We start from the raw sequence: 23881 nt of genomic DNA on the forward strand, positions 1-23881 counted from the left end.
TGGAAAAATCTGTCATGTAGGTGTATAATCTATCTTTAATCAAAACATTAAATGGAGTGATAGGTATGGGTGATCCCGGACAGCCCCTTTTATGGGTGTTGGTTGGTTTGGTAATAGTTTTTGTTTGTTTAACGTCGATGGCGACGGGATGTGTCAACGCAATCAATCGTCCCGTCGGCAGGAACGGGAGCAGCGAATCAGATGATAATGAAATGCAGTCTTTGCAAAAGTTGGCAGAAAAAAGACCGCAATTTTTGGCAGCGTTGCGTCTCAACAGCGTTTTTTTGATTTTAATGCTTGCGGGGTGCTTGGTCGGTTTATTCAGAGATGTTATCGGTTTTAGCAGTCTGTATGAAATGGCAGGCGTGATTGTTGCGTTATTGTGTGCCGTTGTACTATATGCATTTTTCATGGCGATTCCGCAATTGTTGACTGCGGCACATCCCGAAAAAACGGCTAAAAGGCTGTATTACTTCATCTATGCAATCTATGTTTTGTTTTGGCCGACGGTGACGGCTGTTTCGTTAATTAATAAACATTTTGTTATTAAACGTGACGTAACTGATACGGCAGACGATCCAACGGCATCGTGGCAGGATATTTTGGACATGATCGAGGAAGGAAGAAATAACGGCGAGCTGGATACGAATGAGTATGAGATGATCGACGGTGTGATTTCGATGCATGACAAGATGGCACGTGAAATCATGGTTCCGAGAACGGATGCTTTCATGGTGGACGTTACGAACGATAACAGTCGCAATATCGACAGTATTTTGGGGATGGACTTTTCGCGTGTTCCCGTTTATCACGAAGATAAAGATAATGTCGTCGGTATCGTTCACATCAAGACGTTGGTCAAGCTGGCCAGAAATTTCGGATTTGATCATATTACAATCAGGCAAGCGATGCGTCCGGCTTTCTTCGTTCCTGAAAGGATGACTCTGGATGAGCTTTTGTTTCAGATGCAAAAAACAAGAAATCAGATGGCAATTTTATTGGATGAATATGGCGGCGTTGTCGGTCTGGTTACCTTAGAAGATCTACTTGAAGAGATAGTTGGAGAAATTGATGACGAGTCTGATGAACCAGATCAGCTTTATCAGCAGATCTCATCGGATGAATTTTTAGTTCAAGGTAAGATGCCGATTGATGATTTTAATGATGAATTCGGAACGGATCTGAAAATTAATGACATTGATACCATTGCGGGATTCTTGATTGCCAAGCTTGGCAGAATACCTGATAACAATGAGGTTGTTTCGGTTACGGCCGAGTCGTCTGAAGGCGATGTTGTTTTGACTACCGCAAAAATCATCGATGATGCCAGAATCACTGAGGTCAAGGTGACGTTGCCTGATGCGCTGACTTCGCTCCATCGAAAGAAAGAGGCAATAAAAAAGCAAACCGAGCTTAAGCTCAGTTAGAAAAAAGAGCGGCTTGCATTCGTTGCAAGTCGCCCTTTTTTATATTATGATTAATAATGGATTATTTTAGCAATCAATGAGGTAAGGCCAATGTAAACATGTTTTTTTAGAAAATACAAAAAATAAACAACTGAAGGATTTGAGAGGTAAAAATGGATCAGAAACAACTAGAACAAGCAGTTGAAAAACGGCGAACCTTTGCGATTATTTCGCACCCGGATGCCGGAAAAACAACAATCACTGAACAGTTGCTGCTTTTTGGCGGCGTCGTTCGTTCGGCAGGAACGGTCAAGGCGAAAAAAACGGGAAATTTTGCCAAGTCCGACTGGATGGAAATTGAAAAGAAACGCGGAATTTCAGTTACGAGTTCCGTCATGCAGTTTGATTATGACGACAAGAGGGTCGTTATTTTGGATACGCCTGGTCACGAGGACTTTTCGGAAGATACCTATCGAACGTTGATGGCAGTCGACTCTGCAGTTATGGTGATTGATTCTGCCAAGGGGATTGAGCCGCAGACAAAAAAACTTTTCCAAATTTGTAAAATGCGGGGGATTCCAATTTTTACGTTCATTAATAAGCTCGATCGTGATGGACGCGAACCTTTGGATTTGACAGCGGAATTGGAAGAAGTTTTAGGGATTGAAGCCTATGCGATGAATTGGCCAATCGGAATGGGAAAAGGCTTTAAAGGAATTTATGATAGATTCAATAATCGAATTGAACTTTATCGCAGTGAAAATGAAGGGGAATCATTCCTTGAACTGGACGAAAACGGTGAAATCAAGGGTAATCATCCGCTTAAACAAGAGAGCATCTATCGTCAGGTATTGGAGGAAATTGAACTTGTCAAAGGAGCGGGCAGCGAATTTGATGAAGAAAAGATTGAAAAAGGAGAGTTGACACCTGTTTTCTTTGGTTCTGCGTTGACTAATTTTGGCGTTAAGACGTTCCTTGACGCATATTTGCAGTTTGCACCTGCTCCTGCAAAACATAGGACTGAAGAAGGAAACTTCGTTGAGCCAGAAGATGAAGAATTTTCCGGTTTTGTCTTCAAGATTCAGGCGAACATGAATCCTAACCACCGTGACCGCATCGCTTTTGTCAGAATTTGTTCTGGCGAATTTGATCGCGGGATGGACGTTACGCTTCAGCGAACTGGAAAAAAGATTAGATTATCAAATTCTACGCAGTTTATGGCTGATTCAAGAGAGGTCGTTGAAACAGCGGTAGCGGGCGACATCATTGGATTATACGATACGGGTAATTTCCAAATCGGTGATACGATTTACTCAGGAAAAAAGAAAGTTAAATTTGAGAAACTGCCCCAGTTTACTCCGGAACTTTTTGTTCACGTTCGGGCAAAGAACGTAATGAAACAGAAATCGTTTCATAAGGGAATCGAGCAGCTTGTTCAAGAAGGTGCCGTTCAGCTCTATCAAAGCTATAGTACGGGTGATTATATTTTGGGTGCCGTTGGTCAGCTTCAATTTGAAGTTTTCCAATTCCGTATGGCTAATGAGTATAATTCAGAAGTAGTTATGGAACCGATGGGTAAAAAGATTGCACGTTGGATTGCTCCAGAACAACTTGATGAAAAGATGTCGAGTTCTCGTAATTTGCTTGTCAAGGATCGGCAAGGAAATCCGTTGTTCCTGTTTGAAAATGAATTTTCAGAACGTTGGTTCAAGGATAAATATCCTGACGTTGAACTTACGTCTAAATTATAATTAATTTAAAATCAATATTTTAAAGGTGCTTTGACGTATATGCACCTTTTTTATTGTCTGAAACGTAATCATGTTCGTGTTGAGAATTACTGGATTTGGGGAGTCTTTGAGTGAAAAAGTATTTTTAATCTCATTGATGAAGGATGTGAATTTAATAACATATATTAGTTATTGATAATTTATTTAAATCAATTATTAGCAAGGCGTGCTATGTCTGACATTGAATTTCTCGCATTCCAATAATATGCGTTAATACGTTATTGATGCAATACAGAGATGATAAAGACATAAAAAAGAACGGCATCAAACTTGAAGAACATTGTTTAAAGAACTTATCGACATAGCCACACCCGATAAAAAAGAATTAGACAAGCTCGTGTCTGAAAAAATAATGTCAGACGAGGGTTTGACAAAAGTATACGGACATATGATTATCAAATTTGAAATGGTTGAAGCTTCTTTAAGCATGACGATAAACGTGAAGTAAAGTAAGCGGTCTTTAAATAAGCGTTCTTCATAAATAAAAAAATAAAAACGATGCATACGCAATAACCTGAGATAATAATGCTATCTCGGGCTATTTGTGTACACACCGCTGTTTTAACGACCGCTTACGATTGAATAAAGGCAAAAGCATCCAAGAATCTGAAGAAGGTTCTTGGATGCTTTATTAACGTGAAATTTACTTTCAAAATTTCAAATATTCAAAAATTGTCCAACCCAAGTCACCGATCTTAAACCAAATAATGCCATTTTCACGGTGGCGAGCAGTCAAAGTAACAATCTTTCCATCAGGAACGGAAGAAATTTTCGTGCCGAATGGTCGATCATAAAGAAACAGCTTCTTATTTGGAACGAAATCAATTTTGGCTTTGATTTTAAGGTTGATACAGTCTGAAAATCTGTTTTCAAGTTTTAAAGTTTTTTGAGGTTGAACTGAGCTGTATTCCATCAGATCATGGTTAAAGCAAGCCCAAATATTGCCTCCTAGACAATGCCATTTTTCGCCTGAAACAAGTTCAATTGTTTCAAAAATCTGCCAAACCGTATTTTTTGCGATGACAACGCGCGTTTTTCGACCATTCGGCGCATCCGAACAACAATAGAAATCTTTGAAACGAAGAAAACCGATGTCATAGCTGACGTCTGCATATTCATCGCGACGGTAATAATAAGTTACGACTTGTTGTCTTTCTTTAAAAAAACCAGTGACAGGACCGCTTGCATGCTTGACCGAATATCCCAAAACGGCCGGTGAACTCAGTGAATATTCATCATTTAAACCACCGCGGATAAAAACAGGTTTTTGAAGAAAGTGTCTGTCATCCATGTCTTGACAAAAAATCCAAACGAGTCCTGCGTTTTTTTTACGATAGGTTAAAGTAATTGCACCATACTCCATTGAAAAAACTGAGGTGAACCCTGTAATTTTAATCAAGTCAAAATTTTCAAATTCTTTAAACGTTATGTTAAGCTTATCACCGCGATTTCCAGAGATTATTTCCGGAGATCGAAGCGCATTGTGATTTTCGTCCTGGTAAATGATGATAATGGTCGAATCCGGTTCAGATGAAGTTTCAGGGAAGCCTGTTTCTGGTTCGGGAGCTGAAACGAAGACGGAATTTTCTTTTGGAAGAACTTGATTAATCATGGAAACATTCGGTGCGGCATGCTTTTTTGCAAAACGTGATCTGCGAATGTTTCGATTAAAAATTCTTTTAAAGTATGTTCCTAAAGACATCAAACTCCCACCTTTCAACCATTAAGCATAGTTCAATTATATCAAGCAACTTGAAACAATTCCACAAAAAAGACGGGTTTCCCCGTCTGATGACAAATTTATTTGTGGCTCTTCAAGCTGATTTCAGTGATGTTTTTCCGTGCCGTGATCAACGCGTGCTTAGCTTTTTCACCCAAAAGATGCTCTTTAACGAATTCGATTTCCTTTTCTGTAATCGGTCGAAGCTTATTTGAAATGATGATTTCAGCATCATCTTTTTTCTTTTTAAAAACAACTTTTGAATTGCCTAAGGTAAAGACTTTAATAAAGTGAACGGGCGTATTCATCAATTCGCGACGGATTTTTCGCGCATAACTGTTGGTTACGTCAATTAATTGCATGGCAAATTCCTCCTAAATTATTACACAGTCCTCTCATATACCCTTATTATACGTTATTTTTGTGAAATACTAAATAAAAAAGAACTCAATATTTAAAAAATACTGAGACTCTTTTTAAGAACATAAATTTGTCGGATGTTATGATTTGGCCGTACTTTCTGCTATGACAATCTGATTGTTTTCGATTTTGGCCGCAAAGTTTTTAACGGACGGATGCTCAAGGTAAAAGTCAGTAACCTTGTCCTCAATCTGCTCTTGAATCGTTCTGCGCAATGGTCTTGCACCCATCTTTTTATCATAACCCAGCTCAACGAGCTTGTCGCATACTGGACGCGTTACGGATAATGACATTTGCTTTTCTTGCAGCATCTTATTTACGTCTTGAAGCATCAAGTCAACGATTTTTCCAAGATCCTCCTTGGAAAGGGCGTTGAATTCGATGATATCATCGAAACGATTTAAGAATTCAGGTTTGAAATAGCGACTCAGTTTGTCCAAAATTGAGTTGGTCGTACCATTTGCTTCGGCGCCAAAACCAACATTGATAACGGAATCTCCGCTTCCGGCATTGCTTGTCATAATGATGATCGTATCATTGAAGCTGACTGTCTGACCCTTGGAATCAGTCAGACGTCCATCATCAAGGATTTGCAGGAACATATGCATGACGTCGGGATGAGCTTTTTCGATTTCATCCAATAGAATCAAGCTATACGGATGACGGCGTACCTGTTCGGTCAATTGACCGGCTTCCTCATACCCGACGTACCCTGGAGGAGATCCGATAAGTTTTGAAACTGAGAATTTTTCCATGTATTCGCTCATGTCGAAACGGATCATGGAATCTTTGGATCCGAAAAGCTCCTCCGCCAGCTGTTTGGCTGTTTCGGTCTTGCCAACGCCTGTTGGTCCGACAAACAAGAAACTTCCGATTGGGCGATTCGACTTATTGAAACCGACGCGATTTCTTCTGATGGCGCGGGCCGTTTTGGTTACCGCCTCATCTTGACCGATAACGTGTTTTTTCAAGGAATCGGCAAGGTTGCGCAATTGATTTTGCTCTTTTTCTTTCAATTCGCCGACAGGAATTTGAGTCATTTCCTCAACGATTGCTTCCATGTCCTTATCGGAGACGATCGGAGCATTTTCGTCAGAAACGGAATTTTGTTTCATTTCCGTGAATTTGTTGACCTGATCTCTGTAATAGGCGGCTTTTTCATAGTCTTCCTCTTTAAGAGCCGCCTGTTTGTTGGCTTCGGCGTGTGAAATCTTGTCATCAAGAACTTTTGGATCAGCTGCATGGATCGTCAAATTCTTTTTTGAGCCAGCCTCATCCAATAAATCGATGGCCTTATCGGGCAAGAAACGATCCTGAATATATCGCGATGACAACAAAACGGCAGCGTTAATCGCTTCTTCAGTGTATTTTACATGGTGATAAGCCTCGTATTTAGGTTTGATTCCCTTGAGAATTTCGATGGCCTCAGCAGTTGATGGTTCGTCAACGCGCACCGGCTGAAGTCTTCTGGCTAAAGCAGCGTCTTTTTCGATTGTGCGGTATTCGTTCAGCGTCGTTGCGCCGACGAGTTGAAGTTCACCGCGAGCAAGCGCAGGCTTTAAAACGTTTCCCGCATCCATGCGACCTTCATTGTCGCCTGCACCAACGATTTCGTGAATCTCATCGATAAAAAGAATCGTATTTTGATCACGTTTGAGTTCGCTCATCAACTGCTGCATTCGTTCTTCAAATTGACCGCGATATCCTGTTCCCTGAACAAGCGAAACAACGTCAAGGCGAATAACGCGCTTGTCGAGCAATTTTTGAGGTACGTCACCATCAACGATTTTTTGAGCCAACCCTTCGACAACCGCTGTTTTGCCGACGCCTGCTTCGCCAATCAGAACGGGATTGTTTTTGGTACGGCGATTTAAAATTTCGATGACGCGGGATATTTCCTTGTCGCGGCCGATGACGGGATCGATGCGTCCGTTTCTGGCTTCTTCAGTCAAATCTAAACCGAATTTGCCGAGAATTGTGTTGCCGTTTCCTCCGGATACGTTTTGAGGCGCAGACTGCCGTTGATTTTGACTTGGCTGATTTCTTTGCGATATTGCTTTAAAGAGATCGTCAAGCGAGTTGAAACCAAACGGATCTTGCAATGGCTGGTTTTGCGATCTGGTCGAGCGTTCGCGAAATTCGCCATAACATTCAGAACAAAGGTCAATTGCTATTTGATGACCGTTGATGCTTGTTGTTAAATGAATTGTTGCTGGATTCTTACGACAGTTTTGACATAGCAAATGTTTCACGACCTTTCATAATAATACAAAGTGTTTTGACCAACTTTGACCTTTTTTTATATTTCCAATTATACTATGGTAATTTTAAATCGCAAGCAAAATGATTCGAATATGTTATAATATGTTGAAATCAACATGAACGGAGGATCTTCATGGTCAGAGATTATGAAAAGCTTTTGAGCGACTTGCATGATGGCAAAATTGAAACGTTTGAAGTTACAAAGGAAGAGTTTATGGATTTTCAAAAAGTTTTTATGGAATCGAACTTCAGAAAAAAAGTAATTGGCAAGGCCAAGCGGGGTGGGGGAGCGATTTATCACTATGACAAAGGTGATGAATTCTGAGAATTGGTTAAAAAAATAAATTAGTCTTAATGATACCAACAAAAACTTGTCTAACTTTTAAAAACATGATATCATGTAGCATGTAGGGGCAGTATGTTCTTGTTGGCTTTTTATTAGCATTAATGAAAACGGTATTATGAACGACAACATTGTTTTTCATTCGTTTTCACAAGACGTATGGCCCGACCTTCATTTTATAATTCAAAGGAGCATGATCCACAATGGAAAAGAAAGATTTTCACGTAATCGCAGAAACAGGTATTCACGCACGCCCAGCTACGCTTTTGGTGCAAGCTGCAAGCAAGTTCAACTCTGACATTACTTTGGAATATCAAGGCAAGTCAGTTAACTTGAAGTCAATTATGGGTGTTATGTCATTAGGCGTTGGTCAAAACGCTGACATCACGATTTCTGCAGAAGGCGGTGACGAAGCAGAGGCAATTGCTGCTATTGCTGATACAATGTCTAAGGAAGGACTTGCTGAATAATGACGAAAATGTTAAAAGGGATTGCAGCTAGTGATGGGATTGCAGCTGCTAAGGCTTATATGCTTGTACAACCCGATTTATCATTTTCTGAAACAAGCATTGACGATCCTGAAGCTGAAATTAAGCGTTTAGACGATGCGGTTGAAGCATCTAAGAGTGAACTTGAACTTATCAAGCAGAAAGCAACGGAAAACCTTGGCGAAGAAGAAGCAAAAGTTTTTGAGGCCCATTTGATGATTTTGGCCGATCCTGAGTTGCTTGGTCAGATCAAAGATAAGATCAAGAATGACAAAGTTAATGCCGAAGCAGCTTTAAAGAGCGTAACCGACATGTTTATCGAAATGTTCGAAGCTATGACCGACAATGCTTACATGCAAGAGCGCGCAGGCGACATTCGTGACGTCACAAAGCGCATTATGAGTCATTTGCTTGGCGTTACTTTACCCAATCCTGCGCTTATTCAAGAAGAAGTCGTAATCGTTGCTCATGATTTGACGCCTTCCGATACGGCTCAGCTTGATCGTAACTATGTCAAAGGGTTCATTACTGATATCGGTGGACGTACTTCTCACTCGGCAATCATGTCGCGTACGCTTGAAATTCCTGCCGTGGTTGGTTCAGGATCTGCGACGACTGACATTCAGGAAGGCGAAATGGTCATCATCGATGGTATCAATGGTGATGCGTTGGTTGATCCAACGGATGCCGAACTTGCTGATTATAAGCAAAAGGCAGCTGAGTTTGCCGCACAAAAGGAAGAGTGGGCTCGTCTTAAGGATGCCAAGTCTGTTTCTGCAGATGGCAAGGAAGTTTTGCTTGGCGCAAACATCGGTACACCTGATGACGTTTTGGGTGCAAACGATAATGGCGCTGAAGCTGTTGGTTTGTTCCGTTCGGAATTCCTTTATATGAATTCAAATGAGCTTCCTACAGAAGATGAACAATACGAGGCTTACAAGGCAGCTCTTGAAGGCATGAGCGGCAAGCAAGTCGTTGTTCGTACGATGGATATCGGTGGTGATAAAGAGCTTCCTTATCTTCCGCTTCCTGAAGAACAAAATCCGTTCTTGGGCTATCGTGCTATTCGTATCTGTCTTAACCGTCAGGATATTTTCCGTACTCAGCTTCGTGCATTGCTTCGTGCATCCAAGTACGGACGTTTGGCAATCATGTTCCCAATGATTGCAACCGTACAAGAATTCAAGGATGCCAAGGCAATTTTTGAAGAAGAAAAGGCAAACCTTGTTGCTTCCGGAGTGGAAGTTTCTGATGACATCCAAGTTGGGATGATGATGGAAATTCCTGCAGCTGCAATGATTGCGGACAAATTGGCTAAGTACGCTGATTTCTTCAGTATTGGAACGAATGACTTGATCCAATATTCAATGGCAGCTGATCGTGGTAACGAACGAGTTTCTTATCTCTATCAACCATACAACCCGTCAATTTTGCGCTTGATTAAGAACATTATTGATGCTTCTCATAAAGAAGGCAAATGGACAGGTATGTGCGGTGAAATGGCCGGAGATCAAATCGCTGTTCCATTGTTGCTTGGTTTAGGCTTGGATGAATTCTCAATGAGCGCAACTTCAATTTTGAAGACGCGCAGTTTGATTAAGAAACTTGATTCCAAAGAGATGAAAGAATTAGCGGACAAAGCAGTTTCTGATTGTGAAACCGTTGATGAAGTCGTTTCCTTGGTAAAAGAATTTACTAAGTAAAGGTATTTTTTAAGGCTGGGATTTTACCCAGTCTTTTTTGTTTGGAAATCAAGCGTGTTTTTTAAGATTTTATACTGATTTCACGACTTGCCGCGGTGAATGATTGCAATTGGCAATCTAAAAACATATAATAAAAAATGACTAACTGAGAGTAGCAAGGGAGGAACTTACGTGAATATCGGGATATTTACGGATACCTTTTATCCGCAAGTTAGCGGTGTTGGAACATCGATTGCAACGCTTCGAAATCAGCTTGAGCGTATGGGGCACACTGTTTATATTTTTACGACAACCGATCCTAAAATCGAAAAAAAAATTTATGAAAGAAACACGTTTCGTTTTACGAGCATTCCATTTGTTTCTTTTACCGATCGGAGAATTGCAGTTCGCGGATTGTTTCAGGCATATGAGGTCGCAAAAGAATTAAATTTGGATATTATTCATACCCAGACTGAATTCTCAATGGGGCTGATCGGAAAATTTGTTGCCAAGAACTTAAAAATCCCTTGTCTTCATACGTACCATACAATGTATGAAGATTACCTTCATTACGTAGCGAAGGGAAAGATTTTGAAACCATCACACGTGAAAGTCATGACGAAATCGTTTTGTTCTAATATGAGCGGCATCGTTGCTCCCAGCGAAAGAGTTTTAAACACCTTGCGCGGATATGGAGTTTCGGAACCGATCAGCATAATTCCGACCGGGGTCGATTTGACCAGGTTTGAAAAAGGAAACAGAACTGGAATTCGCGCAAAATACAGTATTTCACCCGACACGCCGCTGATATTGACGTTAAGTCGCTTGGCCTTTGAAAAAGATATTGATCGTCTGCTGAACGATTTTCCTGAGATAAAAAAACGAATTCCTGATGCTAAGTTGATGATCGTTGGCGAAGGCCCCGCCAGGACGAGTCTTGAGCGTCAAGCAGAAGATCTTTGCATCTCAAAAGACGTTATCTTTACCGGAGAAATTCCTAACGATAAGGTAACCGATTATTATCATGCCGCTGACTTGTTCGTTTCAACGTCGGTCTCTGAGTCTCAAGGACTTACGTATATTGAAGCAGTAGCTTCCGGACTTAAAGTCGTCACGACTCATAGTCCTTATACCGATGATTTGTTTGATGATCCAAATATCGGAACGACGTTTGAAGACCAAGGAGAGTGCATTGAGAAAACGGTTGAATATTTAAAGAATCCTGAAAGATACAGTGATGAAACTCTTAGATTGAATAAATTGCGTGAGATTTCAGCTGACCTGTTCGGAAAAAGGATTGTTGAATACTATGATGAATGTCTTGAAATGTATTCAAAATCTGAAAAATATAAAGCACAAGCAAGATAAGGGGTTAAACTATGCTTGATATACACATGTTCTCATCGGCAACGAAGGTCAAAGGACAAGGAGTCGGCAGTGCGTACCTTGAGCTGATTCGGTTGCTTGAAGAGCATCATGCCGATAGCATGAAAGTTTCGATTAATAAATTTGGAAAAGCAGATATCAGTCACTATCATACGATTGATCCGCTTTTTTATCTTTCGACGATGCGGCCAGGACATGGCACAAGAATCGGATATGTGCATTTTTTGCCTGAAACGCTTGAGGGCAGTCTGAAAATTCCGCAACCTTTCAGAAGCATTTTTTATCACTACGTAATTGCGTTTTACAAGAAAATGGATGCGATTGTCGTGGTTAATCCCAGTTTTATTCCTAAGTTGAGCGCATACGGAATTTCTGAAGATAAAATTACTTATATCCCGAATTTTGTTTCGTCAAGTGAATTTTACGAAATGGAGACTTCTGAGAAAATGCTTTTAAGAAAAAAGCTAAAAATTTCCGAGGAAGATTTCGTTGTTGTCGGAGTCGGGCAGCTTCAGGAAAGAAAGGGCGTTTTTGATTTCATTGAACTGGCTAAGCGTCATCCCGAAATAAAATTTATTTGGGTCGGCGGTTTTTCGTTTGGAAAGATGACGGATGGTTACGAAGAATTAAAAAAAGTCGTTGAAAATCCGCCCGATAATCTTTGTTTTCCAGGAATCGTCGACAGAAACCAAATGAACAAGTACTACAATATGGCAGATTTGTTCTTGCTTCCTTCGTTTAACGAGCTTTTTCCGATGAGCGTTCTTGAAGCTTGCAGCACTAACACGCCCGTCATGTTGCGAGATCTTTCTCTGTATCATTCGATTATCGCAGGCAAGTATGAGCCATGCAAGGATTTGAGCGAAATGGATGAAAAGCTGACTGTTCTTGTTTCTTCTCCAAAACGAATAGCTGAGTTGAAAGGATTTGCGCGAGACGTTTCAAAAGAATATTCCGAAGAAAGGCTAGCATCGATCTGGCAGAAGTACTATGAGTGTCAGGCTAGAAAAAGTTCGAAATGACAAGGAAAAACAAAATTATGATCGGCATCATGTTCGCAATCGGTGCGTTGATCTGCTATGCGTCATTGAGGGGCGTTTCCTATGAAGAACTTGTTCATGATCTTCAAACCTTAAAATGGTCATGGGCAATGGTTGCAGTGCTGTCGATGGCTCTGTCAGTTGTTTTCGAAGCACTTGTCGTTAAAATTTTGGTGCAGCAGCATCTTCCTCATTATCCGATGAGGGATGCAATCAGAGTTCCGATGATTGAGTTGTTGTTTAACGGAATTACGCCTTTTTCAACCGGTGGGCAGCCGGCGCAATTGTTTGCGTTGATGCAGTCAGGCGTTGATGGCGGGCGTGCGACTTCCATGCTGCTGATGAAATTTGTCGTTTATCAATCGATGATCGTCGTGAATTTTATTGTTTGTATTCTGATTGGGTTCCGTTTTATTGCCGACAAGCTGCACGTGTTGTCAATGCTGATAATATTTGGATTTTTAATTCATTTTGCAGTTATCGCAGGTTTGATCATGATCATGTATTGGTATAATTTTACGAAAAAAATGGTCAGAGTAATGATCAAGCCTCTGAGTTTGTTTTTAAAGACGGAACGCTTGGAAAAAATCAAAAAAAGCGTTGATGATAAGATTGACTCATTTTATGAAGAAAGTTTGAGGCTTCGGGCGGACTGGGGACTTTTGATCAAAATTTCGCTTTTGACTCTGGTGCAGCTTTTCTTCTATTACTTGATTCCGTACTTTATTTTGCTCTCGCTTGGCGTAACTCACGTCAATTTTTTGCTTGTGATGACGATGCATGTTTTGATCGTGATGATTATTTCGCTGTTTCCGATTCCCGGTGGAGTCGGTGGGGCAGAACTCAGTTTTTCGATGGTGTTCTCAACGTTTATTTCAAGTCATGGAAAATTGGTTTTAGCAATGCTTTTGTGGCGTGCTGTCACTTATTACCTCGTAATTTTTGCTGGAATCGTTGCCTTGGCAGTCAAGCCTGACAAAATCAAAACTGAAGATTAAATACCGCCCTGAAGTTTTTTAGCTTCAGGGCATTTTTAATTAGCTTTAGCAAAGTTTTTCATAAAACTTGTGATAATACGTGTATGTTAGGCTTAAATTTGCTAAAATAATAATCGGTAAGCCAAAGTGATGGCTGATAATTTGAAAACGAGGAGAGTCTACTATGGAAAATTCACAACTTGTAGCAATCATCAAGCGCTTGGATGCAATGTCAAATAACGAAGGAAACGAGGTATCTTCGCGTCGTTTTGAAAAAGACGGTGAGGAACGAGGTTTTGTGACATTTGATCCTGCTACCAAAACATATACGCTTGAAGAAATTGCTTCAAAGCAAAAATTTGAATTCGACGATATTGATCTTGCTGCAATGGAAATCTACGATCTGCTTAATGACTAATTCATAAATAATTTTTAAATTAATGTAATTTCAAGAAATTTGATTTTACTTTCTATGAAAATCCGCTATAATTTGTTTCATAGAATAATTTTACAATTTTGATAATTGGAGGCAATTTGATGCGTTCAACGTTGAATAAAGTCCGTAATGTGCTGGATACGCGTGCAGGTTTCTTTGCGTTGGTATTTTTGATTTTCTGGATTAAGACATACGTTGTTTATGTCACGAAATTCAGTCTTGGGATTACCGGACCGATACAGAAGTTTCTGCTGATTGTCAACCCTTTGCCGTTCGGACTGCTGTTGTTCGGTATTGCATTGTATTTTAAAGGCAAAAAATCATATTGGATAATGATGATTGTCGATTTAATCGAGTCGCTATGGCTTTTTTCCAATGTTTTGTACTACCGTGAGTTCTCAGATTTCCTATCAATGGGGATTATCAAATCATCAGGTTCAGTTTCAAACAATTTGACGCTCAGCATCGGTGAAATTTTGCATGCAAGCGATTTGTTGATTTTTGCAGACGTGATTGTTTTGGCGTTGCTTTTGGCGACAAAGGTCATTAAAGTTGATTCAAGAACGATGAAGATGAGGTATCCGATTGCGATTACGATTATTTCGGCGTTGCTGTTTGTCGGAAATTTGGGATTGGCTGATAAAGATCGTCCGCAGCTTTTAACGCGTACTTTTGATAATAACTATATCGTCAAATATTTGGGCATGAATTTTTATGCCGGCTACAATGCTTACCAGACGCACAAAGAAAGTGCTACGCGTGCAAGCGCAAGCAGCAGCGACATGGATGGAGTACTTAAATTTTTGAAGAATAACAGAAGTGTTGCAAACCCAGAGTATTTTGGCAAAGCTGCCGGCAAAAACGTCTTTATTTTTCATTTGGAAAGTTTTCAGCAGTTTTTGATCAACTATAAAGTCAACGGTAAGGAAGTAACGCCTAACATCAATAAGTTTTATGCTGATCAAAATACTTTGTCTTTTGATAACTTTTACAATCAAGTTGGTCAGGGAAAAACGTCCGATGCTGAGACAATGCTTGAAAACTCGCTGTTCGGATTGCCATCAGGTTCTGTTATGACCTCTTATGGTACTTCAAACACTTTCCAGGCAATGCCCGCCATCTTAGATCAGCGCGGATATTCGACCGCTGCATTTCACGGTGACGTCGGCAGTTTTTGGAATCGTGACAATACTTACAAATCTTGGGGGTATAATTACTTCTTTAGTGAAGATTATTATAAAAACAAGACCAACTATAGCGTTGGGTATGGGCTGAAGGACAAAATCTTTCTGAAGCAGTCGATTAAGTATATCGAAAAACTTCCGCAGCCGTTCTATGCCAAGGTGATTACGGTTACCAATCACTATCCGTATGAACTTGACAAGCAAAATCAACATATCGAAAAAACAGAGACAGGCGACAATACTGTCGATGGATATGTACAGACTGCCAAATACCTTGATGAGTCTTTTGGTCAGTTTGTGGATTATCTTAAGAAATCAGGTTTGTATGATAATTCGATGATTGTTGTTTATGGTGATCACTATGGTATTTCAAACAACCATAAGAAGGCCATTTCACAGCTTTTGAACCTTGATACGGTGACGAGCTACGATTTGGCACAATTCCAAAAGGTTCCGTTCATGATTCATTTGAACGGGCTTAAGGGCGGCATTAATCATACGTATGGCGGTGAAATTGACGTCATGCCAACGCTGCTTGATTTGTTGGGAATCGAAAACAAGGATACCATTCAACTTGGTAATGATTTGCTTTCGCCAAATCGGAATCAGACCGTTGCATTCAGAAACGGTGATTTCGTTTCGCCTGGATTCAGCAAAATCGGAAGCAAGGTTTATAATAATAAGGGTGAAGATGTCACGGAAGATTTGACCCAGACGCAAAAAGAAGAAGTTAAGAAGCAAACTGAAAGAACTGACGAAGTTTTGTCCTTGTCTGATAAGATTGTAACTGGTGATCTGCTTCGTTTCTATACGCCTGAGAACTTTAAGAAGGTTAACCGAGCAGATTTCAGCTATAAGTATCGTGACGGCATGAAGCTCCTCAATGATTCTCAGTCTAAGAAGACAAGCGTTTTGCAAAAGCATGGTGGAAAGAGCACGCAGAGCATGTTTGTTACGGATGCTCCTGAACTCAAATAAAATAAAGAAAGACGGCTTGAAAGAAGGCCGTCTTTCTTGTTTTTTATAAAATACATGCTGGTCATTTTCAAAAATGTTTAATGAAAGATGAGTGCGAAGAATAAGTAAACGTAAATGCAATAAAACATTATTGATTTTTCTTTAAAACAAAGCAATTACAGAGGGAACGATGAAGTTATCTAATTTTGAACGAGCGGAATCGTTTATTTAATATTTGGAGCAGAAAAGGATTTGGTTTCGCTGCAATGACAGAATTCATCCATTTCATTCAGCATGCAATGAGCTAAATGAATAAAATAAGAAAATATAAATTATAAAATAAGGAAATGAATCTTGGGGGAAACATAAAGTTAATCAACAACTAAATTGTATGACGGATTATTAATATGTGCAAAAACAGCTTAATGATTGACTTTGATTCATTTATGCGATAACAATGATTTATGGAATCGGAAAAGTTGAGAATAATCGCGCTTGGATTATTTTAATGTGTCCGGAGACTATTTTGCGGGAGATGAAACACAATCAATAATTTTGAATATATCATACGCAAGTTTTAAGGAGTCAAAATGTTATTGAAGGGATAAAAAACGTTAAAAGATTGATAACGAACTTAAAGCGTATGGCATTGTGATATTAGCAACGATAGAGAACAACGTTAAACGCGAAGGTAATCAGTTTGTTTTAAACTTTGCGGCATAGATATCCTGGTTGAAAACTTAAAGGAATTAGTCGTTAGAACAGAATTTAGAAGTTAGTTTGTCCACTGTACAGATATGATATATTGTAAGTCGGCATATAAGTCATTGCTATGCATTAACGTCTCTATGCGAGTCATGTCATAGAGACGATATTTTTGCTATGATTTTTGATCTTTGAACTGGAACAGTTAATTATTAGAGAAATAACAAGTGGTGATACGAAAAAAGCGACTGACGTTTTTAAATCGCTGTTAATCTCAAATACAGATATGGATATGTTTTGGTTTGATCAGTTTATAAGTTGGATACGGGAAAATTTCTGAAAAAAATTAGAAAAAAGCATTGACGTAAATGGATATAGTTGGTATGATTATATTCGTTGCTGATGCAAAAAAGTAACTCGAAATCAAGTATATAAAAGTTGTTGACTCAACGTTGTTTGTATGTTATGATTATCAAGTTGTCACATTTAGCAACTAAAAATTTAATTATCGAAATTGTTATTGACATTTCTTTCGGAAGATGCGATAATGATTTGGTCGGCAAATCGATTTTATTAAATCGAATTGAAAATAACTTCTAAAAAGTTATTGACAAGATAATTTGTTGATGATATACTTAAGAAGTCGCAACGAGTGACTTATGAAACGGATCTTTGAAAACTGAACAAAGTTTCGATAAGCAAATGTGCAGGGCTTCTTGTTTTAAACGAGAGCAACAATATTTGCGAAGTCAATTCGCTAGTAAATTTTGAGTCACAAACTATAAATTGAGAGTTTGATCCTGGCTCAGGACGAACGCTGGCGGCGTGCCTAATACATGCAAGTCGAACGAAGCTTTCTTTCACCGAATGCTTGCATTCACCGAAAGAAGCTTAGTGGCGAACGGGTGAGTAACACGTAGGCAACCTGCCCAAAAGAGGGGGATAACACTTGGAAACAGGTGCTAATACCGCATAACCATGAACACCGCATGATGTTCATGTAAAAGACGGCTTTTGCTGTCACTTTTGGATGGGCCTGCGGCGTATTAACTTGTTGGTGGGGTAATGGCCTACCAAGGTGATGATACGTAGCCGAACTGAGAGGTTGATCGGCCACATTGGGACTGAGACACGGCCCAAACTCCTACGGGAGGCAGCAGTAGGGAATCTTCCACAATGGACGAAAGTCTGATGGAGCAACGCCGCGTGAATGAAGAAGGCCTTCGGGTCGTAAAATTCTGTTGTCAGAGAAGAACGTGCGTGAGAGTAACTGTTCACGTATTGACGGTATCTGACCAGAAAGCCACGGCTAACTACGTGCCAGCAGCCGCGGTAATACGTAGGTGGCAAGCGTTGTCCGGATTTATTGGGCGTAAAGGGAACGCAGGCGGTCTTTTAAGTCTGATGTGAAAGCCTTCGGCTTAACCGAAGTAGTGCATTGGAAACTGGAAGACTTGAGTGCAGAAGAGGAGAGTGGAACTCCATGTGTAGCGGTGAAATGCGTAGATATATGGAAGAACACCAGTGGCGAAAGCGGCTCTCTGGTCTGTAACTGACGCTGAGGTTCGAAAGCGTGGGTAGCAAACAGGATTAGATACCCTGGTAGTCCACGCCGTAAACGATGAGTGCTAAGTGTTGGAGGGTTTCCGCCCTTCAGTGCTGCAGCTAACGCATTAAGCACTCCGCCTGGGGAGTACGGTCGCAAGACTGAAACTCAAAGGAATTGACGGGGGCCCGCACAAGCGGTGGAGCATGTGGTTTAATTCGAAGCAACGCGAAGAACCTTACCAGGTCTTGACATCTTCTGACAATTCCAGAGATGGAACGTTCCCTTCGGGGACAGAATGACAGGTGGTGCATGGTTGTCGTCAGCTCGTGTCGTGAGATGTTGGGTTAAGTCCCGCAACGAGCGCAACCCTTATTGTCAGTTGCCATCATTAAGTTGGGCACTCTGGCGAGACTGCCGGTGACAAACCGGAGGAAGGTGGGGATGACGTCAAATCATCATGCCCCTTATGACCTGGGCTACACACGTGCTACAATGGACGGTACAACGAGTCGCTAACTCGCGAGGGCAAGCTAATCTCTTAAAGCCGTTCTCAGTTCGGATTGCAGGCTGCAACTCGCCTGCATGAAGTCGGAATCGCTAGTAATCGCGAATCAGCATGTCGCGGTGAATACGTTCCCGGGCCTTGTACACACCGCCCGTCACACCATGAGAGTTTGTAACACCCAAAGTCGGTGGGGTAACCTTTTGGAGCCAGCCGCCTAAGGTGGGACAGATGATTGGGGTGAAGTCGTAACAAGGTAGCCGTAGGAGAACCTGCGGCTGGATCACCTCCTTTCTAAGGAATAAATTACGGAATCTGCACATGATTCGAAACTTTGTTTAGTTTTGAGGGATTTGTTTCCTCAAAACTTTTAGGATGTCTTATGGGCCTATAGCTCAGCTGGTTAGAGCGCACGCCTGATAAGCGTGAGGTCGATGGTTCGAGTCCATTTAGGCCCATCCTTTTATGGGGCTTTAGCTCAGCTGGGAGAGCGCCTGCTTTTGCACGCAGGAGGTCAACGGTTCGATCCCGTTAAGCTCCATTGTCGGCATCAAGTTGCCGGCAAAACTTGTTCTTTGAAAACTAGATAATATTTTATTTCTTTGTTAATTTTTATAACCGAGAACACCGCGTTTTAAAGAGTTTAAAACAAGAAATTAGTTCTTAATCGCAAAACTCATAACCGTTTATCGCAAGATAAATATTATAGGTTAAGTTATTAAGGGCGCATGGTGGATGCCTTGGCACTAGGAGCCGATGAAGGACGTGACTAACTGCGATATGCTTCGGGAAGTCGTAAGTAGACTGTGATCCGGAGATTTCCGAATGGGGAAACCCAGCAGGCTTTGCCTGTTATCGCTCAATGAATTCATAGTTGAGCTGAAGGTAGACGCGGGGAACTGAAACATCTAAGTACCCGCAGGAAGAGAAAGAAAATTCGATTCCCTAAGTAGCGGCGAGCGAACGGGGAACAGCCCAAACCAGAGAGCTTGCTCTCTGGGGTTGTAGGACTGGACATCTGAGTTACCAAGAAATAACGTAGTCGAATGATATGGGAAGATCAGCCAGAGAAGGTAACAGCCCTGTAAACGAAACGTTGTTTCCTCAGTCCAGGATCCTGAGTACGGCGGAACACGTGAAACTCCGTCGGAATCCGGGAGGACCATCTCCCAAGGCTAAATACTCCCTAGTGACCGATAGTGAACCAGTACCGTGAGGGAAAGGTGAAAAGCACCCCGGGAGGGGAGTGAAAGAGTACCTGAAACCATGTGCCTACAAGTAGTCAGAGCCCGTTAACGGGTGATGGCGTGCCTTTTGTAGAATGAACCGGCGAGTTATGCTAACGTGCGAGGTTAAGGCGGAAAGGCCGGAGCCGCAGCGAAAGCGAGTCTGAACAGGGCGAACGAGTACGTTGGTGTAAACCCGAAACCAGGTGACCTACCCATGTCCAGGTTGAAGGTGCGGTAAAACGCACTGGAGGACCGAACCCGTGTATGTTGAAAAATGCTGGGATGAGGTGTGGGTAGCGGTGAAATTCCAATCGAACTTGGAGATAGCTGGTTCTCTCCGAAATAGCTTTAGGGCTAGCCTCGGAGTTGAGAATCGTGGAGGTAGAGCACTGTTTGGACTAGGGGCCCGTCTTGGGTTACTGAATTCAGATAAACTCCGAATGCCACTGATTTATATCCGGGAGTCAGACTGCGAGTGATAAGATCCGTAGTCGAAAGGGAAACAGCCCAGACCACCGATTAAGGTCCCTAAATATGTGTTAAGTGGAAAAGGATGTGGAATTGCACAGACAACTAGGATGTTGGCTCAGAAGCAGCCACCATTTAAAGAGTGCGTAATAGCTCACTAGTCGAGTGATCCTGCGCCGAAAATGTAACGGGGCTAAACACATTACCGAAATCGTGGATGCAGCTTTGCTGCATGGTAGGAGAGCGTTCTAAGGGCGGTGAAGCCGGACCGTAAGGACCGGTGGAGCGCTTAGAAGTGAGAATGCCGGTATGAGTAGCGAAAGACAGGTGAGAATCCTGTCCACCGAATGACTAAGGTTTCCTGGGGAAGGCTCGTCCTCCCAGGGTTAGTCGGGACCTAAGCTGAGGCCGAGAGGCGTAGGCGATGGACAACGGGTTGATATTCCCGTACCGGTCTGATTTGTTTGAGCAACGGAGGGACGCAGGAGGCTAACGATGCGCACTATCGGATGTGCGTCCAAGCAGCAAGTCTGTCGGCGAGTCAAATGCTTGCCGACTCAAGGACAAGCTGTGACGGGGATGAACGATTTATCGTTCTAAGTGAGCGACGTCACACTGCCAAGAAAAGCTTCTAGTTAGAATCAGACCGCCCGTACCGCAAACCGACACAGGTAGTCGGGTCGAGAAGACCAAGGTGAGCGAGAGAACTCTCGTTAAGGAACTCGGCAAAATGACCCCGTAACTTCGGGAGAAGGGGTGCTGATCGCAAGATCAGCCGCAGTGAATAGGCCCAGGCGACTGTTTATCAAAAACACAGGTTTCTGCAAAATCGTAAGATGAAGTATAGGGGCTGACGCCTGCCCGGTGCTGGAAGGTTAAGAGGATGGGTTAGCGCAAGCGAAGCTCAGAATTGAAGCCCCAGTAAACGGCGGCCGTAACTATAACGGTCCTAAGGTAGCGAAATTCCTTGTCGGGTAAGTTCCGACCCGCACGAAAGGCGTAACGATCTGGGCACTGTCTCAACGAGAGACACTCGGTGAAATTATAAATACCCGTGGAAGATGCCGGTACCCGCGACAGGACGGAAGGACCCCATGGAGCTTTACTGTAGCTTGATATTGGGTGTTTGTACAACTTGTACAGGATAGGTAGGAGCCGTAGAAGTCGGGACGCTAGTTTCGACGGAGGCATCGGTGGGATACTACCCTCGTTGTATGAACACTCTAACCCACGCCGGCAATCACGGCGGGAGACAGTGTCAGGTGGGCAGTTTGACTGGGGCGGTCGCCTCCTAAAAGGTAACGGAGGCGCCCAAAGGTTCCCTCAGAATGGTTGGAAATCATTCGCAGAGTGTAAAGGCATAAGGGAGCTTGACTGCGAGACCTACAAGTCGAGCAGGGACGAAAGTCGGGCTTAGTGATCCGGTGGTTCCGCATGGAAGGGCCATCGCTCAACGGATAAAAGCTACCCTGGGGATAACAGGCTTATCTCCCCCAAGAGTCCACATCGACGGGGAGGTTTGGCACCTCGATGTCGGCTCATCGCATCCTGGGGCTGTAGTCGGTCCCAAGGGTTGGGCTGTTCGCCCATTAAAGCGGTACGCGAGCTGGGTTCAGAACGTCGTGAGACAGTTCGGTCCCTATCCGTCGCGGGCGCAGGAAATTTGAGAGGATCTGTCCTTAGTACGAGAGGACCGGGATGGACATACCGCTGGTGTACCAGTTGTTCTGCCAAGGGCATCGCTGGGTAGCTATGTATGGATGAGATAAACGCTGAAAGCATCTAAGTGCGAAACTCACCTCGAGATAAGATTTCCCACTCCTTTATGGAGTTAAGACCCCTGAGAGATGATCAGGTAGATAGGATGGAAGTGGAAGTGCGGCGACGCATGGAGCGGACCATTACTAATCGGTCGAGGACTTAACCAAAAAACGCAAGTTCTTGAAAAGAGAAGTGAATATTGTCTAGTTTTGAGAGAACAAGGTTTTCTCAAGGAAAATAGTGTGGTGATGATGGCATGGAGGATATACCTGTTCCCATTCCGAACACAGAAGTCAAGCTCCATAGCGCCGAGAGTAGTTGGGGGATCGCCCCCTGTGAGGGTAGGACGTTGCCATGCTTTATTATTCCGGCATAGCTCAGTTGGTAGAGCACCTGACTGTTAATCAGGCTGTCGACGGTTCGAGTCCGCCTGCCGGAGTTCTTGGATGGAGAGTTGTCCGAGAGGCCGAAGGAGCATGATTGGAAATCATGTAAGGGGGTAATGACCTCCTTCGAGGGTTCGAATCCCTCACTCTCCGTTTTATTGTTTTATGGCCCGTTGGTCAAGTGGTTAAGACACCGCCCTTTCACGGCGGTAACATGGGTTCAAATCCCGTACGGACCTTTTATGGAGGATTAGCTCAGTTGGGAGAGCGTCTGCCTTACAAGCAGAGGGTCACAGGTTCGAGCCCTGTATCCTCCACTAAATACGAATGGTCCTATGGTGTAGGGGTTATCACGCCTGCCTGTCACGCAGGAGATCACCGGTTCAAATCCGGTTAGGACCGTAGTATTAATTAACAATTTAATTAATATTGTATTATCAACATTGTGGCTCGGTAGCTCAGTCGGTAGAGCAAAGGATTGAAGCTCCTTGTGTCGGCGGTTCGATTCCGTCCCGCGCCACCATGGAAGGGTAGCGAAGTCTGGCTAAACGCGGCGGACTGTAAATCCGCTCCTTCGGGTTCGGTGGTTCGAATCCACTCCCTTCCATTGCATGATAGGGATATAGTTTAAAGGTAGAACTACGGTCTCCAAAACCGTCGGTGTGGGTTCGATTCCTACTATCCCTGCCATGATGGCGGTAGTGGCGAAGTGGTTAACGCACCGGATTGTGGCTCCGGCACGCGTGGGTTCGATTCCCACCTACCGCCCTTTATTGGGGTATAGCCAAGCGGTAAGGCAACGGTTTTTGGTACCGTCATGCACTGGTTCGAATCCAGTTACCCCAATTGAGATATTTTATATCTCGTAAAAAAAGAATGGCGGTATAGCCAAGCGGTAAGGCAGAGGTCTGCAAAACCTTCATCACCGGTTCGATTCCGGTTACCGCCTTCGGTCGCTTGACAAATGCGGCCAGACTTGGTAAAATATATTTTGTTGTTATGCCGGTGTGGCGGAATTGGCAGACGCGCTGGACTCAAAATCCAGTGTCCGTTGAGGACGTATCGGTTCGACCCCGATCACCGGTATTCTAAGTAATTTTTAAATGTGTTAAAAGCCCGTTTGACGGGCTTTTTTCTTTGCAGTTGTAACTAAAAAGAGTTAAAAATCTTGAAGTTGTTGCAATTTTGTT

General features: G+C 42.5%; 13 protein-coding genes, 14 tRNA genes and 3 rRNA genes. 27 read left to right on the forward strand and 3 right to left on the reverse strand.

Annotated features, from left to right (window positions below; translation table 11 throughout):
- The first annotated feature begins 137 nt into the window (after positions 1-137).
- Together LRC_RS03680 and LRC_RS03685 are read left to right on the forward strand one after the other, a co-directional pair.
- On the forward strand, positions 138-1427 hold the full coding sequence (locus LRC_RS03680) for a hemolysin family protein (RefSeq protein ID WP_258414671.1): 1290 nt from the start codon (positions 138-140) through the stop codon (positions 1425-1427).
- Between the two features lie 152 nt (positions 1428-1579).
- A complete protein-coding gene (locus LRC_RS03685) occupies positions 1580-3157 on the forward strand; it encodes a peptide chain release factor 3 (RefSeq protein ID WP_014073206.1) in 1578 nt (525 codons plus the stop codon).
- Positions 3158-3845: 688 nt separating this feature from the next.
- Here LRC_RS03685 and LRC_RS03695 read toward each other — a convergent pair.
- The 3 genes from LRC_RS03695 to LRC_RS03705 form a co-directional block, all read right to left on the reverse strand.
- Positions 3846-4898: a MucBP domain-containing protein gene (locus LRC_RS03695; RefSeq protein ID WP_014073207.1), complete on the reverse strand. Its 1053-nt coding sequence runs from the start codon at positions 4896-4898 to the stop codon at positions 3846-3848.
- Between the two features lie 98 nt (positions 4899-4996).
- Positions 4997-5278: a DUF1827 family protein gene (locus LRC_RS03700; RefSeq protein WP_014073208.1), complete on the reverse strand. Its 282-nt coding sequence runs from the start codon at positions 5276-5278 to the stop codon at positions 4997-4999.
- A 138-nt stretch (positions 5279-5416) separates the two neighbouring features.
- Positions 5417-7579 (reverse strand): ATP-dependent Clp protease ATP-binding subunit, encoded by a 2163-nt coding sequence (locus LRC_RS03705; RefSeq protein ID WP_014073209.1) that lies wholly within the window; start codon positions 7577-7579, stop codon positions 5417-5419.
- A gap of 152 nt (positions 7580-7731) precedes the next feature.
- Here LRC_RS03705 and LRC_RS03710 point away from each other — a divergent pair, with 152 nt between their 5' ends.
- The 25 genes from LRC_RS03710 to LRC_RS03830 all read left to right on the forward strand — a co-directional run bounded on the left by LRC_RS03710 (position 7732) and on the right by LRC_RS03830 (position 23777).
- Complete coding sequence (locus tag LRC_RS03710) at positions 7732-7923, forward strand: hypothetical protein (protein ID WP_014073210.1); 192 nt, start codon at positions 7732-7734, stop codon at positions 7921-7923.
- Positions 7924-8144: 221 nt separating this feature from the next.
- Complete coding sequence (locus tag LRC_RS03715; RefSeq protein WP_014073211.1) at positions 8145-8411, forward strand: phosphocarrier protein HPr; 267 nt, start codon at positions 8145-8147, stop codon at positions 8409-8411.
- Positions 8411-10132 (forward strand): phosphoenolpyruvate--protein phosphotransferase, encoded by a 1722-nt coding sequence (gene ptsP / locus LRC_RS03720; protein ID WP_014073212.1) that lies wholly within the window; start codon positions 8411-8413, stop codon positions 10130-10132. The genes LRC_RS03715 and ptsP overlap by 1 nt, the downstream gene beginning before the upstream one ends.
- A 171-nt stretch (positions 10133-10303) precedes the next feature.
- Complete coding sequence (locus LRC_RS03725) at positions 10304-11479, forward strand: glycosyltransferase family 4 protein (protein WP_014073213.1); 1176 nt, start codon at positions 10304-10306, stop codon at positions 11477-11479.
- 11 nt (positions 11480-11490) lie between these two features.
- Positions 11491-12519, forward strand: a complete 1029-nt coding sequence (locus LRC_RS03730; RefSeq protein ID WP_014073214.1) for a glycosyltransferase family 4 protein — start codon at positions 11491-11493, stop codon at positions 12517-12519.
- Entirely contained in the window at positions 12516-13535 is a 1020-nt protein-coding gene (locus LRC_RS03735) for a lysylphosphatidylglycerol synthase transmembrane domain-containing protein (RefSeq protein ID WP_014073215.1), read from the forward strand. Before LRC_RS03730 ends, LRC_RS03735 begins: the two co-directional genes overlap by 4 nt.
- A gap of 163 nt (positions 13536-13698) precedes the next feature.
- Entirely contained in the window at positions 13699-13932 is a 234-nt protein-coding gene (locus LRC_RS03740; RefSeq protein WP_003692695.1) for a YkuJ family protein, read from the forward strand.
- Between the two features lie 119 nt (positions 13933-14051).
- Positions 14052-16112 carry an LTA synthase family protein gene (locus LRC_RS03745; RefSeq protein ID WP_014073216.1) on the forward strand — a complete coding sequence of 687 codons (2061 nt, stop codon included), beginning with the start codon at positions 14052-14054 and terminating at the stop codon, positions 16110-16112.
- Positions 16113-17578: 1466 nt separating this feature from the next.
- Positions 17579-19141, forward strand: a 16S ribosomal RNA gene (locus tag LRC_RS03750).
- A gap of 90 nt (positions 19142-19231) precedes the next feature.
- A tRNA-Ile gene (locus tag LRC_RS03755) sits at positions 19232-19305 on the forward strand.
- A gap of 9 nt (positions 19306-19314) precedes the next feature.
- A tRNA-Gln gene (locus LRC_RS03760) sits at positions 19315-19388 on the forward strand.
- Positions 19389-19555: 167 nt separating this feature from the next.
- Positions 19556-22472: ribosomal RNA gene (locus LRC_RS03765) — 23S ribosomal RNA — on the forward strand.
- A gap of 74 nt (positions 22473-22546) precedes the next feature.
- Positions 22547-22663: ribosomal RNA gene (gene rrf / locus LRC_RS03770) — 5S ribosomal RNA — on the forward strand.
- The 16S, 23S and 5S rRNA genes sit together here with 14 tRNA genes alongside, the layout of an rRNA operon.
- 8 nt (positions 22664-22671) lie before the next feature.
- Positions 22672-22744: transfer RNA gene (locus LRC_RS03775), tRNA-Asn, on the forward strand.
- Positions 22745-22753: 9 nt separating this feature from the next.
- A tRNA-Ser gene (locus LRC_RS03780) sits at positions 22754-22844 on the forward strand.
- A gap of 14 nt (positions 22845-22858) precedes the next feature.
- A tRNA-Glu gene (locus tag LRC_RS03785) sits at positions 22859-22930 on the forward strand.
- A 5-nt stretch (positions 22931-22935) separates the two neighbouring features.
- Positions 22936-23008: transfer RNA gene (locus LRC_RS03790), tRNA-Val, on the forward strand.
- A gap of 12 nt (positions 23009-23020) precedes the next feature.
- Positions 23021-23093 (forward strand) — tRNA-Asp (locus LRC_RS03795).
- Positions 23094-23138: 45 nt separating this feature from the next.
- Positions 23139-23214, forward strand: a tRNA-Phe gene (locus LRC_RS03800).
- 1 nt (position 23215) lies between these two features.
- Positions 23216-23298, forward strand: a tRNA-Tyr gene (locus tag LRC_RS03805).
- Between the two features lie 9 nt (positions 23299-23307).
- Positions 23308-23381: transfer RNA gene (locus tag LRC_RS03810), tRNA-Trp, on the forward strand.
- Positions 23382-23386: 5 nt separating this feature from the next.
- A tRNA-His gene (locus LRC_RS03815) sits at positions 23387-23459 on the forward strand.
- A gap of 6 nt (positions 23460-23465) precedes the next feature.
- Positions 23466-23537, forward strand: a tRNA-Gln gene (locus tag LRC_RS03820).
- Positions 23538-23569: 32 nt separating this feature from the next.
- A tRNA-Cys gene (locus LRC_RS03825) sits at positions 23570-23640 on the forward strand.
- A 52-nt stretch (positions 23641-23692) separates the two neighbouring features.
- A tRNA-Leu gene (locus LRC_RS03830) sits at positions 23693-23777 on the forward strand.
- Positions 23778-23881: the final 104 nt, after the last annotated feature.

Origin of the sequence: Ligilactobacillus ruminis ATCC 27782, assembly GCF_000224985.1 — a bacterium.
In the GTDB taxonomy this organism is placed as follows: domain Bacteria; phylum Bacillota; class Bacilli; order Lactobacillales; family Lactobacillaceae; genus Ligilactobacillus; species Ligilactobacillus ruminis.